Source organism: Pandoraea sputorum (assembly GCF_000814845.2).
GTDB classification, from domain to species: Bacteria; Pseudomonadota; Gammaproteobacteria; order Burkholderiales; family Burkholderiaceae; genus Pandoraea; species Pandoraea sputorum.
In genome coordinates this window covers 5,349,152-5,371,595 of record NZ_CP010431.2, presented here as the reverse complement: position 1 = coordinate 5,371,595, position 22,444 = coordinate 5,349,152, and the positions used below count along the sequence as shown (strand labels likewise).

Sequence of the window (22,444 nt, the reverse complement as noted above, 5' to 3'; positions counted from 1 at the left end):
TGGCTTCCGAAGCCGATTCGTATCCTCTACGGGTCTGGACGAGGTAGCAAGGTTGTCCACTTTTGAACGACTCAACCCAAACGGCACCCTTTGGTGCTGACGGGGACCAAGACTGACCGACGCCTAGGTGTCGGATTAAGTTGGGAAGATAACACCATGATTCAAACTGAAACCCGGCTCGAAGTAGCCGACAACACCGGTGCGCGCGAAGTGATGTGCATCAAGGTGCTGGGCGGCTCCAAGCGTCGCTACGCCGGCATTGGCGACATCATCAAGGTCAGCGTGAAGGATGCTGCCCCGCGTGGTCGCGTCAAGAAGGGCGAAATCTACAACGCAGTGGTCGTGCGCACCGCCAAGGGCGTGCGTCGCCAGGACGGCTCGCTGGTCAAATTCGACGGCAACGCCGCCGTGCTGCTTAACACCAAGCTCGAGCCGATCGGCACCCGTATCTTCGGGCCGGTTACGCGTGAACTGCGTACCGAACGCTTCATGAAGATCGTGTCGCTGGCCCCGGAAGTGCTGTAAGGAGCCGACACATGAACAAGATTCGTAAGGGTGACCAAGTCATCGTTCTGACGGGTAAGGACAAGGCCAAGCGTGGCACGGTTCTGGCCGTTGATGGTGACAAGCTGGTCGTCGAAGGCGTGAACGTCGCCAAGAAGCACGTCAAGCCGAACCCGATGAAGGGTACGCAAGGTGGCGTGGTCGACAAGACGATGCCGATCCACGTTTCGAACGTGGCGCTGGTGGATGCCAATGGCAAGCCGTCGCGCGTGGGCATCAAGGTCGAAGACGGCAAGAAGGTCCGCTTCCTCAAGACGACCGGTGCGGTCGTCGGTGCCTAAGGGAGTATAGATAATGGCCCGTTTGCAAGAATTCTATAAGGACAAGATTGTCGCCGAGCTCACCAAGCAGTTCGGTTACAAGTCCGTGATGGAAGTGCCGCGTATCACCAAGATCACCCTGAACATGGGCCTTGGTCAAGCCGTCGCTGACAAGAAGATCATTGAGCACGCCGTTGGCGACCTGACGAAGATTGCCGGTCAAAAGCCGGTGGTGACGAAGGCTCGTAAGGCTATCGCCGGTTTCAAGATCCGCGAAGGTTACCCGATCGGTACGATGGTGACGCTGCGCGGCGAGCGTATGTTCGAATTCCTGGATCGTTTCATCACCGTGGCTCTGCCGCGCGTGCGTGACTTCCGTGGTATTTCGGGTCGTGCGTTCGACGGTCGTGGCAACTACAACATCGGTGTGAAAGAGCAGATCATTTTCCCCGAAATCGAATACGACAAAATCGACGCACTGCGTGGTCTGAACATCAGCATCACGACGACTGCGAAGACTGACGAAGAAGCCAAGGCTCTTCTGTCGGCGTTCAAATTCCCGTTCCGTAACTGAGGTAATCGTGGCTAAACTGGCACTTATCGAACGCGAAAAGAAGCGCGCCCGTCTGGCGGCGAAGTACGCTGGCAAGCGTGCTGACCTCAAAGCGATCATCGAAGACACCAGCAAGTCGGAAGACGAGCGTTATGAAGCACGTCTGGCGCTGCAACAGCTGCCGCGTAACGCCAACCCGACGCGTCAACGCAATCGTTGCGAGCTGACCGGTCGTCCGCGCGGCACGTTCCGCAAATTCGGCCTGGCCCGTAACAAGATCCGTGAAATCGCCTTCCGTGGCGAAATCCCGGGCGTGACCAAAGCAAGCTGGTAATAGGAGAAGCACCATGAGCATGAGCGATCCTATCGCCGATATGCTGACTCGCATCCGCAACGCTCAGATGGTTGAGAAAGCATCGGTGAAGATGCCCTCGTCCAAGCTGAAGGTCTCGATCGCCAAGGTCCTGAAGGACGAAGGCTACATCGAAGACTTCGCGGTTGAAGCAGAAGAAACCAAGCCGGTGCTGAACATCGCACTGAAGTACTACGCTGGCCGTCCGGTGATCGAGCGCCTCGAGCGCGTTTCGCGCCCGGGTCTGCGTGTGTACAAGAGCCGCAACGATATCCCGCAGGTCATGAATGGCCTGGGCGTTGCAATCGTCTCGACCCCGAAGGGCGTGATGACGGATCGCAAGGCACGCGCCACTGGCGTGGGCGGCGAAGTCATCTGCTACGTGGCCTAACCGAGGAGAGTTGAAATGTCTCGAGTAGGTAAGAGTCCCATTGCACTGCCGAAGGGCGTTGAAACGACGCTGGCTGGCAATGTGCTGACGGTCAAGGGTGCCCTGGGTTCGTTGACCCGTGGCGTGAACGCCCTTGTGAACGTCAAGATTGAAGACGGCACCATCACCTTCGCCCCGGCCGACGAAAGCCGTGAAGCGAATGCGCTGTATGGTACGGAACGTGCACTGGTCAACAATATGGTGACCGGTGTGAGCAAGGGTTTCGAAAAGAAGCTGCAACTCGTTGGCGTGGGTTACCGTGCCAAGGCTGAAGGTAACAACCTGAAGCTCGAGCTGGGTTTCTCGCACGATGTTGTGCATGCCATGCCGGAAGGCGTGAAGGTCGAGACCCCGACGCAGACGGAGATCATCATCAAAGGCGTTGATAAGCAACGCGTCGGACAAGTGGCTGCGGAAGTTCGCGGTTACCGTCCGCCCGAGCCCTACAAGGGTAAGGGTGTCCGCTATGCGGACGAGACGGTGATCCTCAAGGAAACCAAGAAGAAGTAAGGGTGCGAAACATGGACAAGAAACAATCACGTGTGCGCCGCGCTCGCCAGACTCGTATCAAGCTGGCAGCTCAGAAGGTGCATCGCCTTTCCGTGCATCGCACCAACGTGCACATTTACGCGCAAGTTTTCTCGGAAGACGGCACGCAAGTGCTGGCCAGCGCTTCGACGCTGGAAGCCGAAGTGCGCAAGGAACTGGGCGACAAGGAAGGCAAGGGCGGCAACGCTGCCGCTGCTGCGTTGATCGGTCGTCGTATCGCCGAAAAGGCGAAGGCCGCCGGCATCGAAAGCGTGTCTTTCGACCGCTCGGGCTTCCGCTATCACGGTCGCGTTAAGGCTCTCGCCGACGCAGCCCGTGAAGCCGGCCTCAAGTTCTAAGTAAGGATCCGTCATGGCAAAGATGCAAGCGAAAGTTCAGGCTGACGAACGCGACGACGGCCTTCGCGAGAAGATGATCGCGGTCAACCGTGTCACGAAGGTTGTGAAGGGTGGCCGTATTCTCGGTTTTGCCGCGTTGACCGTGGTTGGTGACGGCGATGGCCGCATCGGCATGGGCAAGGGCAAGGCGAAGGAAGTCCCGGTTGCCGTTCAAAAGGCAATGGAACAAGCCCGCCGCAATATGTTCAAGGTTGCTCTGAAGAACGGCACCCTTCAACACAACGTTCTCGGCCAGCATGGCGCCTCGCGCGTCCTGATGTCGCCGGCGAAGGACGGTACCGGCGTGATCGCCGGTGGCCCGATGCGCGCGGTGTTCGAGGTGATGGGCGTGACCAACGTGGTGACGAAGAGCCTTGGCTCGACGAACCCGTACAACCTGGTCCGCGCCACGCTCGACGGCCTGAAGAAACAATCGACTCCTGCTGACATCGCCGCTAAGCGTGGCAAGTCGGTGGAAGAGATCCTCGGCTAAGGGTGATCAATATGTCGCAGCAAACTGTGAAAGTTAAGCTGGTCAAGAGCCTGATCGGTACGCGCGAAGAACATCGCGCCACCGTGAAGGGCCTCGGCCTGCGTCGCCTCAATTCGGTCAGCGAGTTGCAGGATACGCCCGCTGTGCGGGGCATGATCAACAAGGTCTCGTACCTTGTGAAGATCGTCGACTGAGCGAGGGCAAAATGGAATTGAATTCGATTAAGCCGGCAGAAGGCGCCAAGCACGCCAAGCGCCGCGTCGGCCGTGGCATCGGTTCGGGTCTGGGTAAAACCGCCGGCCGTGGTCACAAGGGTCAGAAGTCGCGTTCGGGTGGCTTCCACAAGGTGGGCTTCGAAGGCGGTCAAATGCCGCTGCAACGTCGTCTGCCGAAGCGTGGTTTCAAGTCGCTGACGCGTCGTTTCGTTGGCGAAGTTCGCCTGTCGGACCTGAACAACCTGCCGGTCGACGAGATCGATCTGCTGGTTCTGAAGCAGGCCGGTCTGGTGAGCGAGCTGTCGCTTTCGGCCAAGATCATCGCCGCTGGCGAGATCACCCGCAAGGTCGTTGTGAAGGGTCTGGGCGTCACCAAGGGTGCGCTCACCGCCATTCAAGCGGCTGGCGGTTCGGTCGCAGAGTAAGTTAGGACACCCCGGAGCCATCATTGGCCAAGTCTCCTAATCTCGCTAAGCCTGGTACGCAGGGCCCGAAGTATGCGGATCTGCGCCGGCGGCTGGTTTTCTTGCTGCTGGCGTTGATCGTCTACCGTATTGGTGCGCATATCCCGGTGCCGGGCATCGACCCCGATCAGCTGGCGCAGTTGTTCCAGCGCCAGTCGGGCGGGATCCTGGGCATGTTCAACATGTTCTCTGGCGGTGCGTTGTCGCGTTTCACGATCTTCGCGCTGGGGATCATGCCGTACATTTCGGCGTCGATCATCATGCAGTTGCTGGCGATGGTTTCGCCTCAGCTGGAAGCATTGCGTAAGGAAGGCCAGGCCGGACAACGCAAGATCACGCAGTACACCCGGTATTTCACGGTGGTGCTTGCGCTCTTCCAGGCAGCTGCCATTGCGGTGACGTTGGAAAGCGAGCCAGGGCTCGTCGTCGATCCGGGCATGCTTTTCCGCCTGACGACGGTGATCACGCTCGTGACCGGCACGATGTTCCTGATGTGGCTTGGTGAGCAGATCACCGAACGCGGTCTCGGTAACGGCATTTCGATCATCATCTTCGGCGGTATTGCGGCAGGTTTGCCGAACGCTGTGGGTGGCTTGTTCGAGTTGGTCGGTACCGGTTCGATCGGTCCGTTCTCGGCGATCGTGATCTGTGCCCTGGTGGTGCTCGTGACGTTCTTCGTCGTTTTCGTCGAACGTGGTCAACGCAAGATTCTGGTGAACTACGCGAAGCGTCAGGTCGGCAACAAGGTGTACGGTGGTCAGGCTTCACACCTGCCCCTTAAGCTGAATATGGCAGGCGTGATTCCGCCGATCTTTGCATCGTCGATCATCCTGTTCCCGGCAACGATCGCGAATTGGTTCGGCGCAGGTGATAACGCGCGCTGGCTCAAGGATATCGCGGCAAAGTTGTCGCCGGGTCAGCCGATCTACGTGATGCTCTACGCACTGGCGATCGTGTTCTTCTGCTTCTTTTACACCGCTCTGGTGTTTAACAGCAAGGAGACCGCCGAGAACCTGAAGAAGAGCGGCGCGTTTGTTCCGGGCATCCGTCCGGGCGACCAAACCGCGCGTTATATCGATAAGATCCTGACGCGATTGACACTGGCCGGTGCAGCTTACGTCACCTTAGTGTGTTTGCTGCCTGAGTTCTTGGTGTTGCGCTGGAATGTCCCGTTCTACTTCGGTGGAACCTCACTGCTGATTATCGTGGTGGTGACGATGGACTTCATGGCGCAGGTGCAGTCGTATGTGATGTCGCAACAATATGAGTCGCTGCTCCGCAAGGCGAATTTCAAGGGCGGCAATAACATGACGCTTCGCTGATCATCCAGGATCATGTCGAAAGACGACGTTATTCAAATGCAGGGTGAGGTCGTTGAAAACCTCCCCAATGCCACCTTCCGGGTAAAGCTGGAAAATGGCCATGTAGTACTCGGACATATTTCCGGCAAGATGCGGATGCATTACATCCGCATCCTTCCCGGAGATAAGGTGACGGTAGAGTTGACGCCCTACGATCTGTCGCGTGCGCGGATCGTCTTCCGGGCGAAGTGATTAGAGAGAGGGAATTGTCATGAAAGTTTTGGCATCTGTTAAGTGCATCTGCCGCAATTGCAAGTTTGTGAAGCGCAAAGGCGTGCTGCGCGTGATCTGCAGCTCGGATCCGCGCCACAAGCAACGTCAGGGCTAATCGGCCTTTAACGCTATTTAGTTGGGGAATTACGAATGGCTCGTATCGCAGGGGTTAACATCCCGAACCACCAGCACACTGTCATTGGCCTGACGGCTATTTACGGTGTCGGTCGCACGCGCGCTCGCCAGATTTGCGACGCAGCCGGTGTGGCTCACTCGAAGAAGGTCAAGGACCTCGACGACGCTGATCTTGAAAAGCTGCGTGATCAAGTTGGTCAACTGACGGTTGAGGGTGACCTTCGCCGTGAGACGACCATGAGCATCAAGCGCCTGATGGACCTGGGCTGCTATCGTGGTATGCGTCACCGCAAGGGCTTGCCGCTTCGCGGTCAGCGCACCCGTACCAATGCGCGTACCCGCAAGGGCCCGCGTAAGGCCGGCGTCTCGCTGAAGAAGTAACCAGAGGATAGGAACTCATGGCTAAGCAACAGAACAACGCCGCTTCGCAGCGCGTTCGCAAGAAGGTCAAGAAGAGCGTTGCCGAAGGCGTCGTGCACGTCCACGCTTCGTTCAACAACACCATCATCACGATCACCGATCGTCAGGGCAATGCGCTGGCATGGGCGACGTCGGGTGGCCAGGGCTTCAAGGGTTCGCGTAAGTCGACCCCGTTCGCTGCCCAGGTTGCTGCTGAGTCGGCTGGCCGCGTGGCACTGGAATACGGCGTGAAGAACCTCGAAGTTCGCATCAAGGGCCCGGGCCCGGGTCGCGAATCCGCGGTTCGTGCGCTGAATGCGCTGGGTATCAAGATCACGGCCATCTCGGACGTGACGCCGGTCCCGCACAACGGCTGCCGCCCGCCGAAGCGTCGTCGTATCTAAGACGCTTTAGAAAATCCTGCTATAATCGCGGGTTCGCGCACGGTCTCGGCCGTGCGCGTAGTAATTTCTAAGACCACCGTCCGGTACATTGGTACCGGACTTGCGTAGTGGACAAAGTTCGCTGCGTCAAATTTTGAGATAAAGGAACAACCGTGGCACGTTATATCGGCCCGAAGGCCAAACTCTCCCGTCGTGAAGGTACTGACCTCTTCCTGAAGAGCGCACGTCGCTCGCTCGCCGACAAGTGCAAGCTGGATAGCAAGCCGGGTCAGCACGGCCGCACGTCGGGTGCTCGTACGTCGGACTACGGCAACCAACTGCGCGAAAAGCAGAAGGTTAAGCGTATTTACGGCGTGCTTGAGCGTCAGTTCCGTCGTTATTTCGCGGAAGCCGACCGCGTCAAGGGCAACACGGGTGAAAACCTGCTGCAATTGCTCGAGTCGCGCCTGGACAACGTCGTGTACCGCATGGGCTTTGGTTCGACGCGCGCTGAAGCGCGCCAACTCGTTGGCCACAAGGCCATCGTGGTGAACGGTGTCGTTTCGAACATCCCGTCGATCAAGGTTAAGGCCGGCGACGTGATCAGCATTCGCGAAAAGGCCAAGAAGCAAGTGCGTATTCAGGAAGCGCTGACGCTGGCTGAGCAAGTCGGTTTCCCGATCTGGGTTTCGGTTGACGCCAAGAAGATGGAAGGCACTTTCAAGGCACTGCCGGAACGTAGCGATATCGCAGGCGACATCAACGAAAGCCTGATCGTCGAATTGTATTCGCGTTAATCCGTATGATGCTTGACGCGCCTCACGGCGCGTTTTGCGTTCCGTGCAGGTTGTCATCCATCAGCCTTATCGGTGTAACGAGCCGAGGGTATTGAAAAGGAAACCTATGCAAACCAGTTTGTTGAAGCCCAAGATTATTGCGGTTGAGCCGGTCGGTGAGCATCACGCCAAAGTCGTGATGGAGCCGTTCGAACGTGGCTACGGCCACACCTTGGGCAACGCGCTTCGCCGCGTGCTGTTGTCGTCGATGGTGGGCTACGCGCCGACCGAAGTGACGATCGCCGGCGTTGTGCATGAATATTCCACCATCGATGGTGTCCAGGAAGATGTCGTCAACTTCCTGTTGAACCTCAAGGGTGTCGTGTTCAAGCTGCATAACCGTGACGAAGTCACCGTTACGCTGCGCAAGGATGGTGAAGGTGTGGTGCGCGCTTCGGATATCGAAGTGCCGCATGATGTGGAACTGATCAACCCCGATCACGTGATCGCGCATCTGGCGAAGGGCGGCAAGCTCGACGTTCAGATCAAGATCGAAAAGGGTCGTGGTTATGTCCCGGGTAACGTGCGCCGTTATGGCGACGAGTCGGCCAAGGTTATCGGCCGTATCGTCCTCGACGCGTCGTTCTCGCCGGTCAAGCGTGTGAGCTACGCGGTCGAATCGGCCCGTGTGGAACAACGTACGGACCTGGACAAGCTCGTGATGAACATCGAAACCAACGGTGTGGTGTCGCCGGAAGAAGCGATCCGTCAATCGGCTCGCATCCTCGTCGACCAACTGTCGGTGTTCGCTGCGCTGGAAGGCACGGAAGCCGCCAGCGAAGCGCCGTCGCGTGCGCCGCAGATCGATCCGATCCTGCTGCGTCCGGTGGACGATCTCGAGTTGACGGTGCGTTCGGCCAACTGCTTGAAGGCCGAAAACATCTACTACATCGGCGACCTGATCCAGCGTACCGAGAACGAATTGCTCAAGACCCCGAACCTGGGTCGCAAGTCGCTCAACGAGATCAAGGAAGTGCTTGCCTCGCGTGGTCTCACGCTCGGCATGAAGCTCGAAAACTGGCCGCCGGCTGGTCTCGAGAAGTAATGTAACGACATGGCCGCCTTCGGGCGGCCGTGTTGCTACGTAAGTGCGGCACGTCGGCATGTCCGATACGGCCGATTGCGAAGGTACCGGCCCGCGGTGGTTGCCACCGATAGAAGAGCTTGGTCGAAAACTCTGTTTAAAGGAAAGTGAAAATGCGTCACCGTCATGGTTTGCGTAAACTGAATCGTACCAGCAGCCACCGTCTGGCTATGCTGCGTAACATGTCGAATTCGCTGCTCCAGCACGAAGCCATCAAGACCACGCTGCCGAAGGCCAAGGAACTGCGTAAGGTCGTCGAGCCCCTCATCACGCTGGGCAAGAAGGACTCCGTCGCTAACCGTCGTCTGGCGTTCAACCGCCTGCGCGATCGTGAAATGGTCACGAAGCTGTTCAACGAACTCGGCCCGCGTTTTGCCAACCGTCCGGGCGGCTACCTGCGTATCCTGAAGATGGGTTTCCGCGTGGGTGACAACGCTCCGATGGCTTTCGTCGAACTGCTGGATCGTCCGGAAGTCGACACGGAAGCGCCGGAAGTCGCTGAGTAAGCGATTCGCGCAACGGTCTTTTTGGGCCGTCAGCCGTAAAAAAAGCCAGGTCATCGACCTGGCTTTTTTGTTTTTGGGCATCGTCCGAGCAGGCATCGGCACAGTCCGGAAATCGTTGTCGCCGCACACATCATTGCCTGTGTCGGTGTACAGTGGACACCTCTCACGCCTGAACGGTCGACAGCACACCATGGACGCCCTTCTCGTCGTCATGACGACATTTCCCGACGAAGCCAGCGCAGAAGCGGCTATCGACGGCATGCTTGCCGGACGTCTGGCGGCATGTGTGCAGCAAATGGCGCCTGTGCGGTCGAGTTATCGCTGGCAGGGCAAGCGTGAAACGAGCGTCGAAATACCGCTCATCATCAAGACGACTGCCGCGCGTTATGGTGCGCTGGAGCAGTACATCAAAGAACACCATCCATACGACGTCCCGGAGATTGTGGCGTGGCCCGCGACGGCGGCACTACCCGCTTACGCCCGATGGGTCGAGGATGAAACGCGGGGGCAGTTGCATGTTTGACGAGAAGACGTTGGCCGGGCCGGGATTAGCGGTTTCTAGCAGCACCCGGGGAGCGACGATGCCGTATCGCGTCCAGCGGCTCTGGGTGCTTGCACTGACCATGCTGGTGGTCGTGCTGATGTTGGGCGTGGGCCGTGCCTATGCAGCGGACGACTTCCTCGATCCTGACGTCGCCTTCAAGGTGTCGAAATCGGAACAGCCCGGGGTCGTGGTGCTGCGTTTCGACGTCGCGAAGGGGTACTACCTCTATCGTGAACGGTTCGCCTTTGCTGCGGATAACCCCGCCGTCAAACTCGATGCGCCGGTGTTCCCGAAAGGTGAGGTCAAGCACGACGACACCTTCGGCAAGGACATGGAGGTATATCACGAGCCGATCGATGTCCGGATTCCGGTCGATCAGGCGAGCGGGCCGTTTACGCTGAACGTCACGATGCAGGGGTGCGCAGACAAAGGCCTGTGCTATCCGCCAATGGACAAACCGCTGAAGATTTCCGCCGCGGCGATTGGCAATGGGAGCGGTGGAACTTCCAGCGCCGGTTCCTCTGTCGGCCCGGCGACGCAAGCATTGCTGGGTGGCGGTGCACAGGGGGCTGGAAACGCTTCGATCGTCTCCCCCGCAGGGGTCGCGCCCACTGGTAGCTCGGCAGGGGGATGGTTGTCCGCACGAGACGACTACAACGAGGCGGAGCGGATTCTCTCGGGTGGCAGCTTTGCGTTGGCGTTGGGGGTTTTCTTCGTGCTAGGCCTTGCGCTCGCCTTCACCCCGTGCGTTTTGCCGATGGTGCCGATTCTCCTGTCGATCGTCGCGGGACAGGAAGCCAGTCGTGGGAAGGCTGTGCGTCTGGCCATCGCGTACGTCCTCGGCATGGCCATCGTGAACACCCTTATTGGCGTGGCGGCCGGACTGCTAGGGCAGGGCTTGATTGCCTTCTTGCAGGCCCCCTGGGTGCTTGCCCTGTTCGCGTTGCTGATGGTGATCCTGTCCCTTTCGATGTTTGGGATGTACGAGATCCAGCTGCCTGCCGCGCTGCGTGACCGGATCGACAATGCCGCGCGCAAACAGCAGTCGGGACAGTGGGTCGGTGCGGCAATGATGGGTGTACTGTCCGGGCTGATCGTCAGTCCTTGCGTGACGGCCCCTCTGGCAGCAGCGTTGGCGTTCATCGCCAAAACCGGTGATGCCGTCTTCGGTGGTGCGACGCTCTTTGCGCTGTCGCTGGGGATGGGACTGCCGCTGGTGATCCTTGCAGGTGGCGGGGGCACGTTGTTGCCGCGCGCGGGCGCATGGATGGATGGCGTGAAGCGTTTCTTTGGTTTCCTACTGCTCGGGGTTGCACTGTGGATCGTTCGTCCCCTGCTGTCGACGCCGGTGCTGCTTCTCTGCGCAGGTGTTCTCCTGTTGGTCTCGGCCACGTTCATGCGTGTGTTCGACAATTTGCCCGATGGAGTGAGCGGTGCGCGACGTCTTTTGAAAGGCCTCGGCGTTGCCGTGGCCCTGTTGGGGGCCGTAGCGCTCGTCGGTGCAGCCGCCGGAGCGCGCGATCCGTTAGCGCCGCTGGCTGGCTTGTCGACCGTGGCGTCGGGCAACGCCAACGCCGGCGCACCTGCTGTCGAGGGTGTGCAATTCCGACGCGTTCGTAGTGTGGCGGAACTGGATCAGGTGGTGGCGAGCGCCGGGCGGCCGGTGATGTTCGATTTCTATGCGGACTGGTGCATTAGCTGCAAGGAGATGGAGCGTTTCGTTTTCACGGATCCGCGCGTGAAAGCCCGCCTCGATCAGGTCGTGCTCGTACAGGCTGACGTTACGGCCAACAACGCAGACGATCAGGCGCTACTCAAACGCTTCGGCTTGTTCGGCCCGCCGGGCATCATCTTTTTTGACGGCAGTGGCAAGGAAGTCACCGGAACGCGCGTGATCGGCGCGCAGTCAGCTGATCTGTTCCTGCGAAGCCTCGAGAAAGCATTCGGGCCGGCTGCCTGAGGCGCCGACCCGAATCGATCTGAACCCTATGCCTGCGCGCGAAGCAAGCGTGCGGCGTCGAGTGCGAAGTAGGTCAGAATGCCGTCGGCACCGGCTCGCTTGAAGGCCAGCAGCGATTCCATCATCACCTTGTCGTGATCGAGCCAGCCGTTCTGTGCGGCAGCCTTGAGCATCGCGTATTCGCCACTGACCTGATAGGCGTATGTGGGAAAACGGAACTCGTCCTTCACGCGACGCACGATGTCGAGGTACGGCATGCCGGGCTTGACCATCACCATGTCGGCACCTTCCTCGATGTCGAGCGCCACTTCACGGATTGCTTCGTCCGAGTTGGCCGGGTCCATCTGGTAGGTCATCTTGTTGCTCTTGCCGAGGTTCGCAGCCGAGCCGACAGCGTCCCGGAACGGACCGTAAAACGCCGATGCGTACTTCGCCGCGTACGCCATGATCCGCGTATGAATATAGCCGCCGGCTTCCAGGGCTTCACGCACGGCGCCAATGCGGCCGTCCATCATGTCCGAGGGGGCAACGATATCCACGCCCGCTTCCGCTTGCGTGAGCGCTTGCTTCACGAGCAGGTCCGTCGTCACGTCGTTGATGACGTAGCCGTTCTCATCGAGTACGCCGTCCTGTCCGTGACTCGTGTACGGATCGAGTGCGACGTCTGTCAGAACGCCGAGGTCGGGGAAGTTGCGCTTGAGCTCGCGCACCGCGCGGGGAATCAGGCCGTCGGGGTTGGTCGCCTCGATGCCGTCCGGCGTTTTGAGCGAGGCTTCGATGTTCGGGAACAGTGCAATGACTGGGACGCCAAGCGTGACGCAGGTGTCGGCCACACGCATCAATTCGTCGACGGAAACACGTTCGACGCCGGGCATCGAATCGACAGCCTCGCGGCGTTTCTCACCTTCGAGCACGAACACCGGGTAGATGAGGTCGTCGCAAGTCAGGCGGTTTTCGCGCATCAGACGGCGCGAGAAGTCATCGCGTCGCATGCGGCGCGGACGAAGCAGGGGGTAGGAACTCATGCGATCGGTCCTTTGGACGAAGAATGGCGCGTCGGAAATTCCCGTGAATCGGACGTTTTGACGTGTCCCGAAAACGGTGCTGTCGTTGCGACTGGCTCAACGATTCCGTAAGAGGGAAGGCGCGCAAAAAAGGGCGCTTGCCGGGAAACTTTCGAACGCATGGTATATCATACCAACCGGATGTTCGCACTGCGTGTGACGTCCCCCGCTTCTCCTCCCTGAGCGGGCGCCTGTCGTTCTACGATAAGGCTTATTTAAACCCGCCGTGCCTACACGGCGGTTTTTTTATGTGCGCTCGAATCGTGTCGTAACGCCACGGCAACCTCCCGGATCGTCTCGCTTTCCGGTGAGTTCACGCAGGCATCATCCGTTCGGCCGATACGGCGGCTCGCCGCGTCGACCCCATCGATTTCCCCGAGAGGGCCGCGTGACCCACAGATCTTCGCCGCGACGATTTGTCGCGCACGGCCGGGGAGCCGAACGTCTACCTTTGGAAGCCAGACCCGCGTGCGGTCTACGGGCCGGCGTTTACTTTTTGGCCTTCTCGCGCGCCGGAATGGCGAGCCAGTCTTCGAGCGTGCGCTGCGCGGCGTCGACGCCGGTGCGCTTGAGCGACGAGAACAGTTGCGCCGTGAATTGCGGCGCAATCGTCGGGTCGTCGGACGGCAGCCCATCGGTACGCGGCAGCGCTGACAGGCGTTTCTGCGTCTCCCGCAACACGTTCGTGGCTTCCTGACGCGTCAGCTTGTCGGCTTTCGTCAGCAGGGCGTGGATCGGACGTCCGGTGGGCATGAACCAGTCGATCAGTTCGCAATCGAGGTCCGTGAATGGGCGGCGCGAGTCCATCACCAGCACGAGGCCGCGCAATTGCGGACGCTGGACGAGGTAGTCGCCGAGAAGCTGTTGCCAGTGCACCTTCACACCGCCACCGACCTCGGCATAGCCGTATCCCGGCAAATCGACGAGGTAACCGTAAAGGTGTTCGAGGTGGGCGATCTCGAAATAGTTGATGTGCTGCGTGCGGCCCGGCGTCTTGCTCGAGAAGGCCAGCCGCTTCTGATTGCAGAGGATGTTGAGCGCGCTGGATTTGCCCGCGTTCGAGCGACCCGCGAAGGCGACCTCGGGCACGGCCGTAGGCGGCAGGTCGCGCAGATGATTGACGGTCGTAAAGAAGCGGGCTTGATGAAGTAGGGACATGACGGAAACCGGGGAGCGCCGCAGCCACTGGAATCGGGCCGCAACGCGGGCGCAGGCACGCAAGACGGTGGGGTTGAACACTCACCGGCGACAGGCCGGGAAGCCCCGTTCTGCGGCCTTCTACATGGAAATCCCCTAAAGCCGGGGAAAGTCTTTATTGTACAATATGAAAGTTAACCTTGGCCTTGCCAAGGCTTGCCCGAACGTCTCGCGCGCCGTGAGGTTGGAGGAGAAACGCGGCGTCGGACGGTGAGTTCGAACGACCGATTTCCCGACAAAACAGATATAAGGTGTGCGAATGAACCGAGGAGTGTGGAAGTCTCTCGCTGCAACACCGTTGGCGCTGGCATGCATTCTTCTGAGCGGTGTAGTACAAGCCGCCGAGCCTCAGACGCCCGCAAAACCCGACCTGGCCCGGGGACAGGCCATCGCCACACAGGTGTGTGCGGCCTGCCACGCGGCAGACGGCAATAGCCCCGGTGGCGCTTATCCGAAGCTGGCCGGTCAGCATGCCGAATATCTCTACAAGCAGCTCGTCGACTTCAAGGCGCAGCCCGGCAAGACCCCGGCACGCAACAACCCCATCATGGCCGGTATGGTCGCGGCATTGAACGAGCAGGACATGCGCAACGTGTCCGCTTACTTTGCCTCACAAACCGAGAAGCCGGGCGTCGCCCGCAATAAGGACACCGTGCCGCTCGGCGAGAAGATCTACCGTGGCGGCATCGCGGAGAAGGGCGTGCCGGCGTGCGCGTCATGCCACGGCCCGACCGGTGCCGGCATGCCGTCGCAATACCCGCGCCTGTCCGGGCAATGGGCGGAATACACCGAGGCACAACTCATCGCCTTCCGTAACGAGACGCGCGGCAACAACGCGCCGATGCATACGATCGGCGGACGTTTGTCCGATAAGGAAATCAAGGCCGTCTCCGATTACGTGGCCGGTCTGCGCTAAGCGTGATGATCGGGAGCCCTGCCCTGACATCATGTGAACGTCAGGGTATATTCGCTGACTTATAACGAAACCCGCTACGGTGCCGCAGAGCGACCGGGGGTAACTGGTTTAGCATACACAGGGTGGTGGGCGCGTGAAATACGCGTCCCCGCCCTTTTTTGTTGTCGGAAACAGAATGAGCATCAGTACCTCCGGAATGCAGATCAAGGGAGCGCAGCGCTGGGTGCGCGATGGCGTCGAGCTCGTCAGTTCGATGCGTTTCGCCATCAGTCTGCTGACCGTGCTCGCGATTGCCAGCATCGTCGGCACCGTGCTCAAGCAGGGCGACCCTTACCCCAATTACGTCAACCAGTTCGGCCCGTTCTGGGCCGACGTTTTCCGCTCGCTCGGCCTGTACACGGTGTACAGCTCGTGGTGGTTCCTGCTGATTCTCTTCTTCCTGATGGCGTCCACGACGCTGTGCATCGTGCGCAATGCGCCGAAGATGATCGCGGATATCCGCAGCTGGCGCGATCACGTGCGCGAAGGGAGTTTGCGCGCGTTTGGTCACAAGGCCGAGTACACCGGTCCCCTCTCGCGCACGGATCTGCTCAAGCGTGTCACGGGCTATCTCGGACATCGCGGTTACCGCTTCGTCGTACGCGAGCGCGAAGGGGCGACGTTGGTGGCCGCCAAGGCAGGCGCGATCAACAAGATCGGCTATATCTTCGCGCACAGCGCCATCGTGATCATCTGTCTGGGCGGTCTGGTCGACAGCGACCTGCTGATCCGCGTCCAGATGGCGCTATTCGGCAAGTCGCCGCTGCAAGGCAACGCCGTCATCGCACAAATTCCCGAGAACCATCGTCTGTCGGCGAACAACCCCGCGTTTCGCGGCTACGCATTCGTGCCGGAAGGCGGCAAGTCCACCACGGCAATTCTGAATTTTCAGGACGGCTCGGTCGTGCAGGATCTGCCGTTCTCCATCGAACTGAAGAAATTCCACGTCGACTATTACTCGACGGGCATGCCGAAGCTGTTCGCCAGCGACATCGTGGTGACGGACCCTGAAACCGGCAAGTCGATGGATGCGACGGTCAAGGTCAACGAACCGTTCATCTACAAGGGCGTCGCGATCTATCAGTCGAGTTTCGAGGACGGCGGCAGCAAGCTGAAGCTGACCGGCTACCCGATGCGCGGCGCGACCGATCGTCCGTTCGCGTTCTCCGGCGACATCGGCGGGTCGACCCAACTGCGTGGTGGTGCTGCTGGTAAGGACGCCTACACCGTCGAGTTCAGCGACTTCCGTGCCATCAACGTCGAGAACATCAGCAACGGCGGCGGTGAGCGCGACGTGCGCGGCGTTGCTCGCAAATCGTTGCGTGACGAACTGGGGGCGCAACTGGGTTCCGGTGCGCGAACCGACGTGGGCAAGGATCTGCGAAACGTCGGTCCGTCGGTGCAATACAAGGTGCGCGACCGCAGCGGTCAGGCCAAGGAATACCGCAACTACATGCTGCCGATTCTGGTGGAAGACGGCGAGCGTGTGTTCATGACGGGCGTGCGCGACACGCCGGACGGTCCGTTCCAGTACCTGCGCATTCCCGCGGATGCCGACGGCTCCGTCAAGCAGTGGATGTTGTTGCGCGCGGCGCTTCAGGACGACGGCGCGCGGACCGAAGCGGCTCGCCGGTTTGCGATGCAATCGCTGCCGTCGCAGACGTCCGCCGAGTTGCGCGGGCAATTGCAGGAAAGCGCCAAGCGCGAACTGGACCTTTTCGCTGGTGCGATGCCCGCGAGCAAGAACGGCCATGCGACGGGTGGTTTGCAGGCAATTGCCGAGTTCGTGAACGAGAAGGTGCCGCAGGAACAGCAGTCGAGTGCGGCCGACATGTTCCGTCGCATTCTGGACGGCACGATCTGGCAACTGTGGCAGGTCGCGCGTGAGCAAGCGGGGCAGCCGGCGGCGGTGCCGTCGCCAGAGACCGAGCGCTTCGTGCACACGGCCACTAACGCGTTGTCCGACAATTTCCTGTATGACGCCCCGGTGTTCCTGCAACTCGATTCGTTCGAGCAGATCCAGGCGAGCGTCTTCCAGCTCACGCGCTCGCCGGGCAAGAAGATCGTGTATCTTGGCAGCTTGCTGCTGGTACTGGGCATCTTCTCGATGTTCTACGTGCGCGAGCGGCGTCTGTGGCTGTGGGTCAAGGACACGCCGGAAGGTGGCAGTTCGGTATTGATGGCAGTGTCGACGACGCGTCGCACCCTGGATTTCGAAAAGGAATTCGCCCGCACGAAGGCGGAGATGAACGAGATCGTCACAAAACGATGAAGGTGAGACAGATGGAGTTATCCCAAGGCTATTCAGAGGTCTCGTGGCTGCGCCGTCGCAGCATCGGCGACTGGTTGTTTGCGCTGGCGCTGGCGCTGGGCGCGGGCTTCGCACTCAATCGCTACGGCCACTTCATGGACTATTACGAGCACACGATTCTGGTGCTCTCCGTCCCGACGTTTGCCCTGCTCGGCTGGCACTGGCGCTCGGTGCGATGGTTGATGGCAGGGATCGCGATTCTCGCGCTCGCGGGCATCGGGATGTATCACCACGATCTGGCGCGGGCCGATCAGGCGTTCTTCCTCAAGTACTTTCTGTCGAGCCAGTCCGCCATTTTGTGGATGAGCGCGCTATTCTTCCTGTCGACGCTCTTCTACTGGGGCGGTCTCCTCGCCCGCTCGCCGTTCGGGGCGAGCGTCGGTTCGTCGCTGTGCTGGGCGGCTGTGCTGCTCGGCTTCACCGGCATGATGGTGCGCTGGTACGAGTCCTATCTGGTGGGCGCAGATGTCGGCCATATTCCAATCTCGAATCTGTACGAAGTCTTCGTCCTGTTCTGCCTGATTACATCGCTGTTCTATCTGTACTACGAACAGCGCTATGAGACGCGCTCGCTCGGCCCGTTCGTGCTGCTCGTGATCAGTGCTGCCGTCGGTTTCAACCTCTGGTACAGCGTGGCGCGTAGCGCCTACGAAATCCAGCCGCTGGTGCCCGCGTTGCAAAGCTGGTGGATGAAGATTCACGTGCCTGCGAACTTCATCGGCTACGGCACGTTCGCCCTCGCAGCGATGGTGGCGGTGGCCTATTTGCTCAAGTCTGGGGAGAACAAGCGTCTGGCTGCCAATGGCAAGCCGCTCGACAGCGGATTCTTCTCGTCGCGTCTGCCGTCGCTCGAATTGCTCGACGACGTGATGTACAAGGCGATTGCCGTCGGTTTCGCGTTCTTCACGATCGCCACGATTCTCGGGGCGCTGTGGGCGGCGGATGCCTGGGGTGGCTACTGGAGCTGGGACCCGAAGGAGACCTGGGCGCTCATCGTCTGGCTGAACTACGCGGCCTGGTTGCACATGCGCCTGATGAAGGGCCTGCGCGGTGTGGTGGCGGCATGGTGGTCGCTCACCGGTTTGCTGATCACGACGTTCGCATTCCTCGGCGTGAACATGTTCCTCTCCGGACTGCATAGTTACGGACAGCTCTGACGCCGCGATGCCCCTGTCACCGAGGGGCGACCGCAAGGCCATCGCGTTTGAAAAGCCGCCTCACTCATGTGTAGGCGGCTTTTTTCATCCTGATATGTGATTTTTCACAACGCAACTTGGGGAACGGCATTCTTTGGATGCCAGTCCCATCTCCTATAGGTGACAATTGGGCGGCGCGCAGCCCGCAACTTGGCGGCACGTCAGTCGGTGAGACAACTCGGATACGTTCGGGAGGCAGGCATCATGAGTACAAGCAAAGCGAGTCTGCGCGGGGCAGACATCCCGGCGAGCAGCATTACGCCGCAGGAAGTGGCGACAGGTCGGCGGCGCTTCTTGCAGGCGTCCGGTATTGGCTTGACGGGGATGGGCGGTGCGGCACTCGGTCTGCTTCCGTCCGGTGTGGCCTTCGCGGCTGACAGTCCCGGCGCCGGGCTGGCCAAGCTGGCGGCGACGCGCAACGCGAACTATGTCGTGACCGACAAGCCGACCGATATCAAGGACGTCACCACCTACAACAACTTCTACGAATTCGGCACCGACAAGTCCGATCCGGCACGTCGCGCTGGCACGCTGAAGCCACGTCCCTGGCAGGTGGCCATCGAGGGCGAGGTCAAGCAACCGAAGATCTACGATCTCGACGCGTTGTTGAAGCTTGCACCGCTCGAAGAGCGCGTTTATCGGATGCGCTGCGTCGAGGGCTGGTCGATGGTGATTCCGTGGATCGGCTACTCGCTCTCGGCGCTCATCAAGCAAGTGCAGCCGACGGGCAACGCCCGGTATGTGGAGTTCGTGACGCTGGCCGATCCGAAGCAGATGCCGGGACTGTCCTATCCGGTGCTGAGCTGGCCGTACGTCGAAGGGCTGCGTATGGACGAAGCCATGCACCCGCTCTCACTGCTGACGTTCGGCCTGTACGGTGAAGTGCTGCCGAATCAGAACGGCGCGCCGGTGCGCATGGTGGTGCCGTGGAAGTACGGATTCAAGAGTGCCAAGTCCATCGTGAAGATCCGTTTCGTCGAAAAGATGCCGCAGACGAGCTGGAATCGCGCGGCGTCGAACGAATACGGCTTTTATTCGAACGTGAATCCCGAGGTCGATCACCCGCGCTGGAGTCAGGCGACGGAGCGCCGCATCGGCGAGGGCGGCATTTTCACGCCCAAGCGCAAGACGCTGATGTTCAACGGGTATGCGGATCAGGTCGCCAGCCTGTATCAGGGCATGGATCTACGTAAATTCTTCTGAGTCGACGCGCCGTGCTGCCATCCCCTTCTCGATTGCCGCCTACGTCGACACCCGGCAACGCTGCTTCGATGCCCAACGCTCGCGACGGCAGTCGTTCAGCGCAGCGTCCGAATCGGTGGGTGCCGTGGGCCAAGGTCGTTGTCTTCCTGCTCGCGCTTGCGCCACTGTTGCGGCTCGTGGTCTATGGACTGACAGACCAGCTAGGTGCGAATCCGGTGGAATTCATCACGCGTTCGACGGGGACGTGGACGCTCGTGATGCTCTGCATCACCCTCGCCGTTACGCCGGTGCGACGCATGACCGGTATGTCATGGCTGCTGCGATTTCGTCGCATGCTCGGGCTATTCGCGTGCTTTTACGCCGCCTTGCATTTCGCGACGTATTTCTGGCTCGACCAATGGTTCGACTGGGCCAGCATTTTGCGCGATGTGACGGGCAAACGGCCTTTCATCACGGTGGGATTCGTGGCGTTTGTCCTGATGACGTTGCTAGCGATAACGTCGCCGCACGCGGTGATGCGCCGTCTGGGCGGGCGACGCTGGCAGCGGCTGCATCGCGCGATTTATGCGATAGCCGTGCTCTCGATCCTGCACTACTGGTGGATGAAGGCGGGCAAGAACGATCTTGCCGAGCCGCTGATCTATGCGATCGTGGTAGCCGGCCTGCTGGGCGCCCGTGTGATCTGGGCGCTGCGCAGGCCGTTGCGGCGGCAGCCTTAGGCGGGGATGCGGTGTATCCGGCAGATCGTGAGGATCAGACCGGGAGAAGCCGCTCGCCCGCAAACAGCGATTCGACCGTCTCGCGTTCGCGTACGAGATGGGCTTCATTGCCGTCGACCATGACTTCGGCGGCGCGCGGACGCGTGTTGTAGTTCGAGCTCATCGTGAACCCATAGGCGCCAGCGGAACGAATGGCGAGCAGGTCGCCGGCGTCGATCGCCAATGCGCGGTCACGACCGAGCCAATCGCCACTCTCGCAGACCGGGCCGACGACGTCGAACGTCGCGGTATCGCCGGCGCGACGCACCACCGGGTCGATCCCGTGATACGCCTCGTACATGGCCGGGCGGGCCAGATCGTTCATCGCTGCATCGACGATGGCGAAGTTCTTCGTCTCGCCATGCTTGAGGAATTCCACGCGAGTGAGCAGCACACCGGCGTTGCCGACCAGCGAACGGCCAGGTTCGAACAGCACCTGACGGTGGCCGTGACCACGCTTGGCGATGTGGTCGAGCAGCGTCGTGGCGAACGCCGTGATGTCCGGCGGCGTCTCGTCGGTATAGGTGATGCCAAGACCGCCGCCTACATCAATGTGATGCAGCGAAATGCCAGCCGCTTCGAGCTTCTCGACGAGATCGAGCACCTTGTCGGTCGCGTCGAGGTACGGCGAGATTTCGGTGATTTGCGAGCCGATGTGGCAGTCGATGCCGACGACTTCGAGGTTGGGCATGGCGGCCGCCGCGCGGTAGGCGTCGAAGGCTTCTTCATACGCTACGCCGAACTTGTTGCCGCGCAGGCCCGTGGAGATGTACGGGTGCGTCTTCGCGTCGACGTTCGGATTCACGCGCAACGACACGCGCGCCCGCTTACCGACTTGCCCAGCCACCGCGTTCAGGCGATCCAGTTCCGGACGCGATTCCACGTTGAAGCAGAACACATCCTTTTCCAGGGCGAAACGCATTTCGTCTGCATGCTTGCCGACGCCGGAAAACACGGCGCGCTTCGGATCTCCGCCTGCGGCGATGACGCGTGCCAGCTCACCTGCCGAAACAATGTCGAAGCCCGCGCCCAACTTGGCGAACACGCCGAGGACCGCGAGGTTCGAATTGGCCTTGGCGGCGTAATGCACTGCGGCGTTACGACCCTCGCAGGCCTTGGCATAGGCCTGATAGGCGTTCGTCAGAGCCGCCTTCGAGTAGACATACAGCGGCGTGCCGAAGCGCTCGGCGAGGGCGGGCAGCGCTACGCCTTCGGCGTGAAGCACGTCGTCGCGGTAGGAGAAGATGGCGTCGGACATCGGAGGTGCTCGGTAATCAACGGGAAAAACAAGGGGACGCCAGACGGGCCGAAGGCGATGTGCCCCGAACGTCGAGGGCAAATTCGCCGGAATTCGGTCAACATCGGCTAATTTACGCTTATTCCGGTTTTGCTGCGGGGCGCGAGGCGGCCGGCGGCACATCGACGGACGGCCCGCGCTCAGGCGTGGGCACGAGTGGCGGCGGAGGCAGCGGGGCGCCCGGCGGCGGCGTCGGTTTCACCGGTTTGGCGGGGTAGTAGAGCGGACCGGCCTGGCCGCAGGCGGCCAACGCGCTTAACAGAGCAATCGACGCTACAATCGCGCAGGTTCGAATAGGTGCAGTCATGGGGGTATCGCCGCGTGGTGCGGCATGCTAACGATGACGCAAACCGTGGAGTTTAGCATGACGGAAAGTGAATTCCTGGCGCTCGCCGAGGCAGTGCTGACGCAGGTGGAGGCGGCGGTCGAGGCGGTGGTCGACGACAGCGATGTGGATATCGATTGCGAGCGTACGGGGAATGTCCTGACGCTCGAATTCGACGACGGCAGCAAGATCATCGTCAACGTTCAGACGCCGATGAGCGAGATCTGGATTGCCGCACGCTCTGGCGGTTTCCACTTCCGCCTGAAGGGCGACGAGTGGCGCGACACGCGCGACGATTCCGAGTTGTTCGAAGCGCTGTCGCGCTTTGCGTCGCAACAGGCCGGAGAGACGGTCACGCTTGAACCGGTCTGAACGTTTTTCGGAGCGTTCGCTGAGGGAGTTCTCTCTGAGGGAGTTCTCTGTTACTGAGGAATTGCAAGCGCCTCGGATCACGGGGGCG

Annotated in this window: 30 protein-coding genes; 26 read left to right on the top strand and 4 right to left on the bottom strand. The window is 60.5% G+C overall.

From position 1 onward, the window contains the following. Positions 1-156 precede the first annotated feature (156 nt). The 20 genes from rplN (at position 157) to dsbD (ending at position 11,678) form a co-directional block, all read left to right on the top strand. Positions 157-525, top strand: a complete 369-nt coding sequence (gene rplN / locus NA29_RS23820; protein WP_010804127.1) for a 50S ribosomal protein L14 — start codon at positions 157-159, stop codon at positions 523-525. 11 nt (positions 526-536) lie between these two features. Next, a complete protein-coding gene (gene rplX, locus NA29_RS23815) occupies positions 537-845 on the top strand; it encodes a 50S ribosomal protein L24 (protein WP_023593828.1) in 309 nt (102 codons plus the stop codon). Positions 846-858: 13 nt separating this feature from the next. Continuing rightward, positions 859-1,398 (top strand): 50S ribosomal protein L5, encoded by a 540-nt coding sequence (rplE, locus tag NA29_RS23810; RefSeq protein ID WP_023593829.1) that lies wholly within the window; start codon positions 859-861, stop codon positions 1,396-1,398. A gap of 7 nt (positions 1,399-1,405) precedes the next feature. Then, positions 1,406-1,711, top strand: a complete 306-nt coding sequence (gene rpsN / locus NA29_RS23805; protein ID WP_039393717.1) for a 30S ribosomal protein S14 — start codon at positions 1,406-1,408, stop codon at positions 1,709-1,711. Positions 1,712-1,724: 13 nt separating this feature from the next. Next, the gene (gene rpsH, locus NA29_RS23800) at positions 1,725-2,120 is read left to right on the top strand and encodes a 30S ribosomal protein S8 (RefSeq protein WP_010804123.1); all 396 of its coding nucleotides are present in this window, start codon (positions 1,725-1,727) and stop codon (positions 2,118-2,120) included. 15 nt (positions 2,121-2,135) lie between these two features. Further along, on the top strand, positions 2,136-2,669 hold the full coding sequence (gene rplF, locus NA29_RS23795; RefSeq protein WP_039393715.1) for a 50S ribosomal protein L6: 534 nt from the start codon (positions 2,136-2,138) through the stop codon (positions 2,667-2,669). Positions 2,670-2,680: 11 nt separating this feature from the next. Beyond that, positions 2,681-3,046, top strand: coding sequence for a 50S ribosomal protein L18 (gene rplR, locus NA29_RS23790; RefSeq protein ID WP_039393713.1), 366 nt, complete (start codon positions 2,681-2,683; stop codon positions 3,044-3,046). A gap of 13 nt (positions 3,047-3,059) precedes the next feature. After that, on the top strand, positions 3,060-3,578 hold the full coding sequence (rpsE, locus tag NA29_RS23785; protein WP_039393711.1) for a 30S ribosomal protein S5: 519 nt from the start codon (positions 3,060-3,062) through the stop codon (positions 3,576-3,578). Between the two features lie 11 nt (positions 3,579-3,589). After that, positions 3,590-3,772 (top strand): 50S ribosomal protein L30, encoded by a 183-nt coding sequence (gene rpmD, locus NA29_RS23780; RefSeq protein WP_010804119.1) that lies wholly within the window; start codon positions 3,590-3,592, stop codon positions 3,770-3,772. 11 nt (positions 3,773-3,783) lie between these two features. After that, complete coding sequence (rplO, locus tag NA29_RS23775; protein ID WP_039393709.1) at positions 3,784-4,218, top strand: 50S ribosomal protein L15; 435 nt, start codon at positions 3,784-3,786, stop codon at positions 4,216-4,218. Between the two features lie 23 nt (positions 4,219-4,241). Continuing rightward, positions 4,242-5,579, top strand: a complete 1,338-nt coding sequence (secY, locus tag NA29_RS23770) for a preprotein translocase subunit SecY (RefSeq protein ID WP_010804117.1) — start codon at positions 4,242-4,244, stop codon at positions 5,577-5,579. A 12-nt stretch (positions 5,580-5,591) separates the two neighbouring features. Continuing rightward, positions 5,592-5,810, top strand: a complete 219-nt coding sequence (gene infA / locus NA29_RS23765; protein WP_007869286.1) for a translation initiation factor IF-1 — start codon at positions 5,592-5,594, stop codon at positions 5,808-5,810. 19 nt (positions 5,811-5,829) lie between these two features. After that, positions 5,830-5,946 (top strand): 50S ribosomal protein L36, encoded by a 117-nt coding sequence (gene rpmJ, locus NA29_RS23760; protein ID WP_010804115.1) that lies wholly within the window; start codon positions 5,830-5,832, stop codon positions 5,944-5,946. Positions 5,947-5,981: 35 nt separating this feature from the next. Next, the gene (gene rpsM / locus NA29_RS23755; protein WP_039393701.1) at positions 5,982-6,347 is read left to right on the top strand and encodes a 30S ribosomal protein S13; all 366 of its coding nucleotides are present in this window, start codon (positions 5,982-5,984) and stop codon (positions 6,345-6,347) included. Positions 6,348-6,364: 17 nt separating this feature from the next. Next, positions 6,365-6,769, top strand: coding sequence for a 30S ribosomal protein S11 (gene rpsK / locus NA29_RS23750; RefSeq protein WP_010804113.1), 405 nt, complete (start codon positions 6,365-6,367; stop codon positions 6,767-6,769). Between the two features lie 152 nt (positions 6,770-6,921). Then, the gene (gene rpsD, locus NA29_RS23745) at positions 6,922-7,545 is read left to right on the top strand and encodes a 30S ribosomal protein S4 (protein WP_039393699.1); all 624 of its coding nucleotides are present in this window, start codon (positions 6,922-6,924) and stop codon (positions 7,543-7,545) included. 106 nt (positions 7,546-7,651) lie between these two features. Next, the gene (locus NA29_RS23740) at positions 7,652-8,629 is read left to right on the top strand and encodes a DNA-directed RNA polymerase subunit alpha (protein ID WP_039393697.1); all 978 of its coding nucleotides are present in this window, start codon (positions 7,652-7,654) and stop codon (positions 8,627-8,629) included. 152 nt (positions 8,630-8,781) lie between these two features. Then, positions 8,782-9,174: a 50S ribosomal protein L17 gene (gene rplQ / locus NA29_RS23735; protein ID WP_039393695.1), complete on the top strand. Its 393-nt coding sequence runs from the start codon at positions 8,782-8,784 to the stop codon at positions 9,172-9,174. 190 nt (positions 9,175-9,364) lie between these two features. Beyond that, positions 9,365-9,697 (top strand): divalent-cation tolerance protein CutA, encoded by a 333-nt coding sequence (gene cutA, locus NA29_RS23730; protein WP_039401614.1) that lies wholly within the window; start codon positions 9,365-9,367, stop codon positions 9,695-9,697. A gap of 58 nt (positions 9,698-9,755) precedes the next feature. Further along, the gene (gene dsbD, locus NA29_RS23725; protein ID WP_039393693.1) at positions 9,756-11,678 is read left to right on the top strand and encodes a protein-disulfide reductase DsbD; all 1,923 of its coding nucleotides are present in this window, start codon (positions 9,756-9,758) and stop codon (positions 11,676-11,678) included. 26 nt (positions 11,679-11,704) lie between these two features. On the opposite strand, the gene hemB is transcribed toward dsbD, so the two are convergent. Together hemB and yihA are read right to left on the bottom strand one after the other, a co-directional pair. Continuing rightward, positions 11,705-12,703, bottom strand: coding sequence for a porphobilinogen synthase (gene hemB, locus NA29_RS23720; RefSeq protein ID WP_039393691.1), 999 nt, complete (start codon positions 12,701-12,703; stop codon positions 11,705-11,707). A gap of 528 nt (positions 12,704-13,231) precedes the next feature. Beyond that, the gene (yihA, locus tag NA29_RS23715) at positions 13,232-13,900 is read right to left on the bottom strand and encodes a ribosome biogenesis GTP-binding protein YihA/YsxC (RefSeq protein ID WP_039393689.1); all 669 of its coding nucleotides are present in this window, start codon (positions 13,898-13,900) and stop codon (positions 13,232-13,234) included. 298 nt (positions 13,901-14,198) lie between these two features. Here yihA and NA29_RS23710 point away from each other — a divergent pair, with 298 nt between their 5' ends. The 5 genes from NA29_RS23710 to msrQ all read left to right on the top strand — a co-directional run bounded on the left by NA29_RS23710 (position 14,199) and on the right by msrQ (position 20,323). After that, complete coding sequence (locus NA29_RS23710; RefSeq protein WP_039393687.1) at positions 14,199-14,855, top strand: c-type cytochrome; 657 nt, start codon at positions 14,199-14,201, stop codon at positions 14,853-14,855. A gap of 175 nt (positions 14,856-15,030) precedes the next feature. Beyond that, a complete protein-coding gene (locus NA29_RS23705) occupies positions 15,031-17,166 on the top strand; it encodes a cytochrome c biogenesis protein ResB (RefSeq protein ID WP_039393684.1) in 2,136 nt (711 codons plus the stop codon). Between the two features lie 11 nt (positions 17,167-17,177). Continuing rightward, entirely contained in the window at positions 17,178-18,362 is a 1,185-nt protein-coding gene (ccsB, locus tag NA29_RS23700; RefSeq protein WP_039401611.1) for a c-type cytochrome biogenesis protein CcsB, read from the top strand. Between the two features lie 243 nt (positions 18,363-18,605). Then, on the top strand, positions 18,606-19,604 hold the full coding sequence (gene msrP / locus NA29_RS23695) for a protein-methionine-sulfoxide reductase catalytic subunit MsrP (RefSeq protein WP_039393682.1): 999 nt from the start codon (positions 18,606-18,608) through the stop codon (positions 19,602-19,604). Between the two features lie 68 nt (positions 19,605-19,672). Continuing rightward, entirely contained in the window at positions 19,673-20,323 is a 651-nt protein-coding gene (gene msrQ, locus NA29_RS23690) for a protein-methionine-sulfoxide reductase heme-binding subunit MsrQ (protein ID WP_052252356.1), read from the top strand. Between the two features lie 34 nt (positions 20,324-20,357). Here msrQ and lysA read toward each other — a convergent pair whose 3' ends face one another. After that, positions 20,358-21,620 (bottom strand): diaminopimelate decarboxylase, encoded by a 1,263-nt coding sequence (lysA, locus tag NA29_RS23685; RefSeq protein WP_039393677.1) that lies wholly within the window; start codon positions 21,618-21,620, stop codon positions 20,358-20,360. A 118-nt stretch (positions 21,621-21,738) separates the two neighbouring features. Next, complete coding sequence (lptM, locus tag NA29_RS25930; RefSeq protein WP_039393675.1) at positions 21,739-21,966, bottom strand: LPS translocon maturation chaperone LptM; 228 nt, start codon at positions 21,964-21,966, stop codon at positions 21,739-21,741. Positions 21,967-22,023: 57 nt separating this feature from the next. Between lptM and cyaY the strand changes: the two genes are divergently transcribed. Further along, positions 22,024-22,356, top strand: coding sequence for an iron donor protein CyaY (gene cyaY, locus NA29_RS23680; RefSeq protein ID WP_039393673.1), 333 nt, complete (start codon positions 22,024-22,026; stop codon positions 22,354-22,356). The last annotated feature ends 88 nt before the right edge of the window (positions 22,357-22,444 follow it).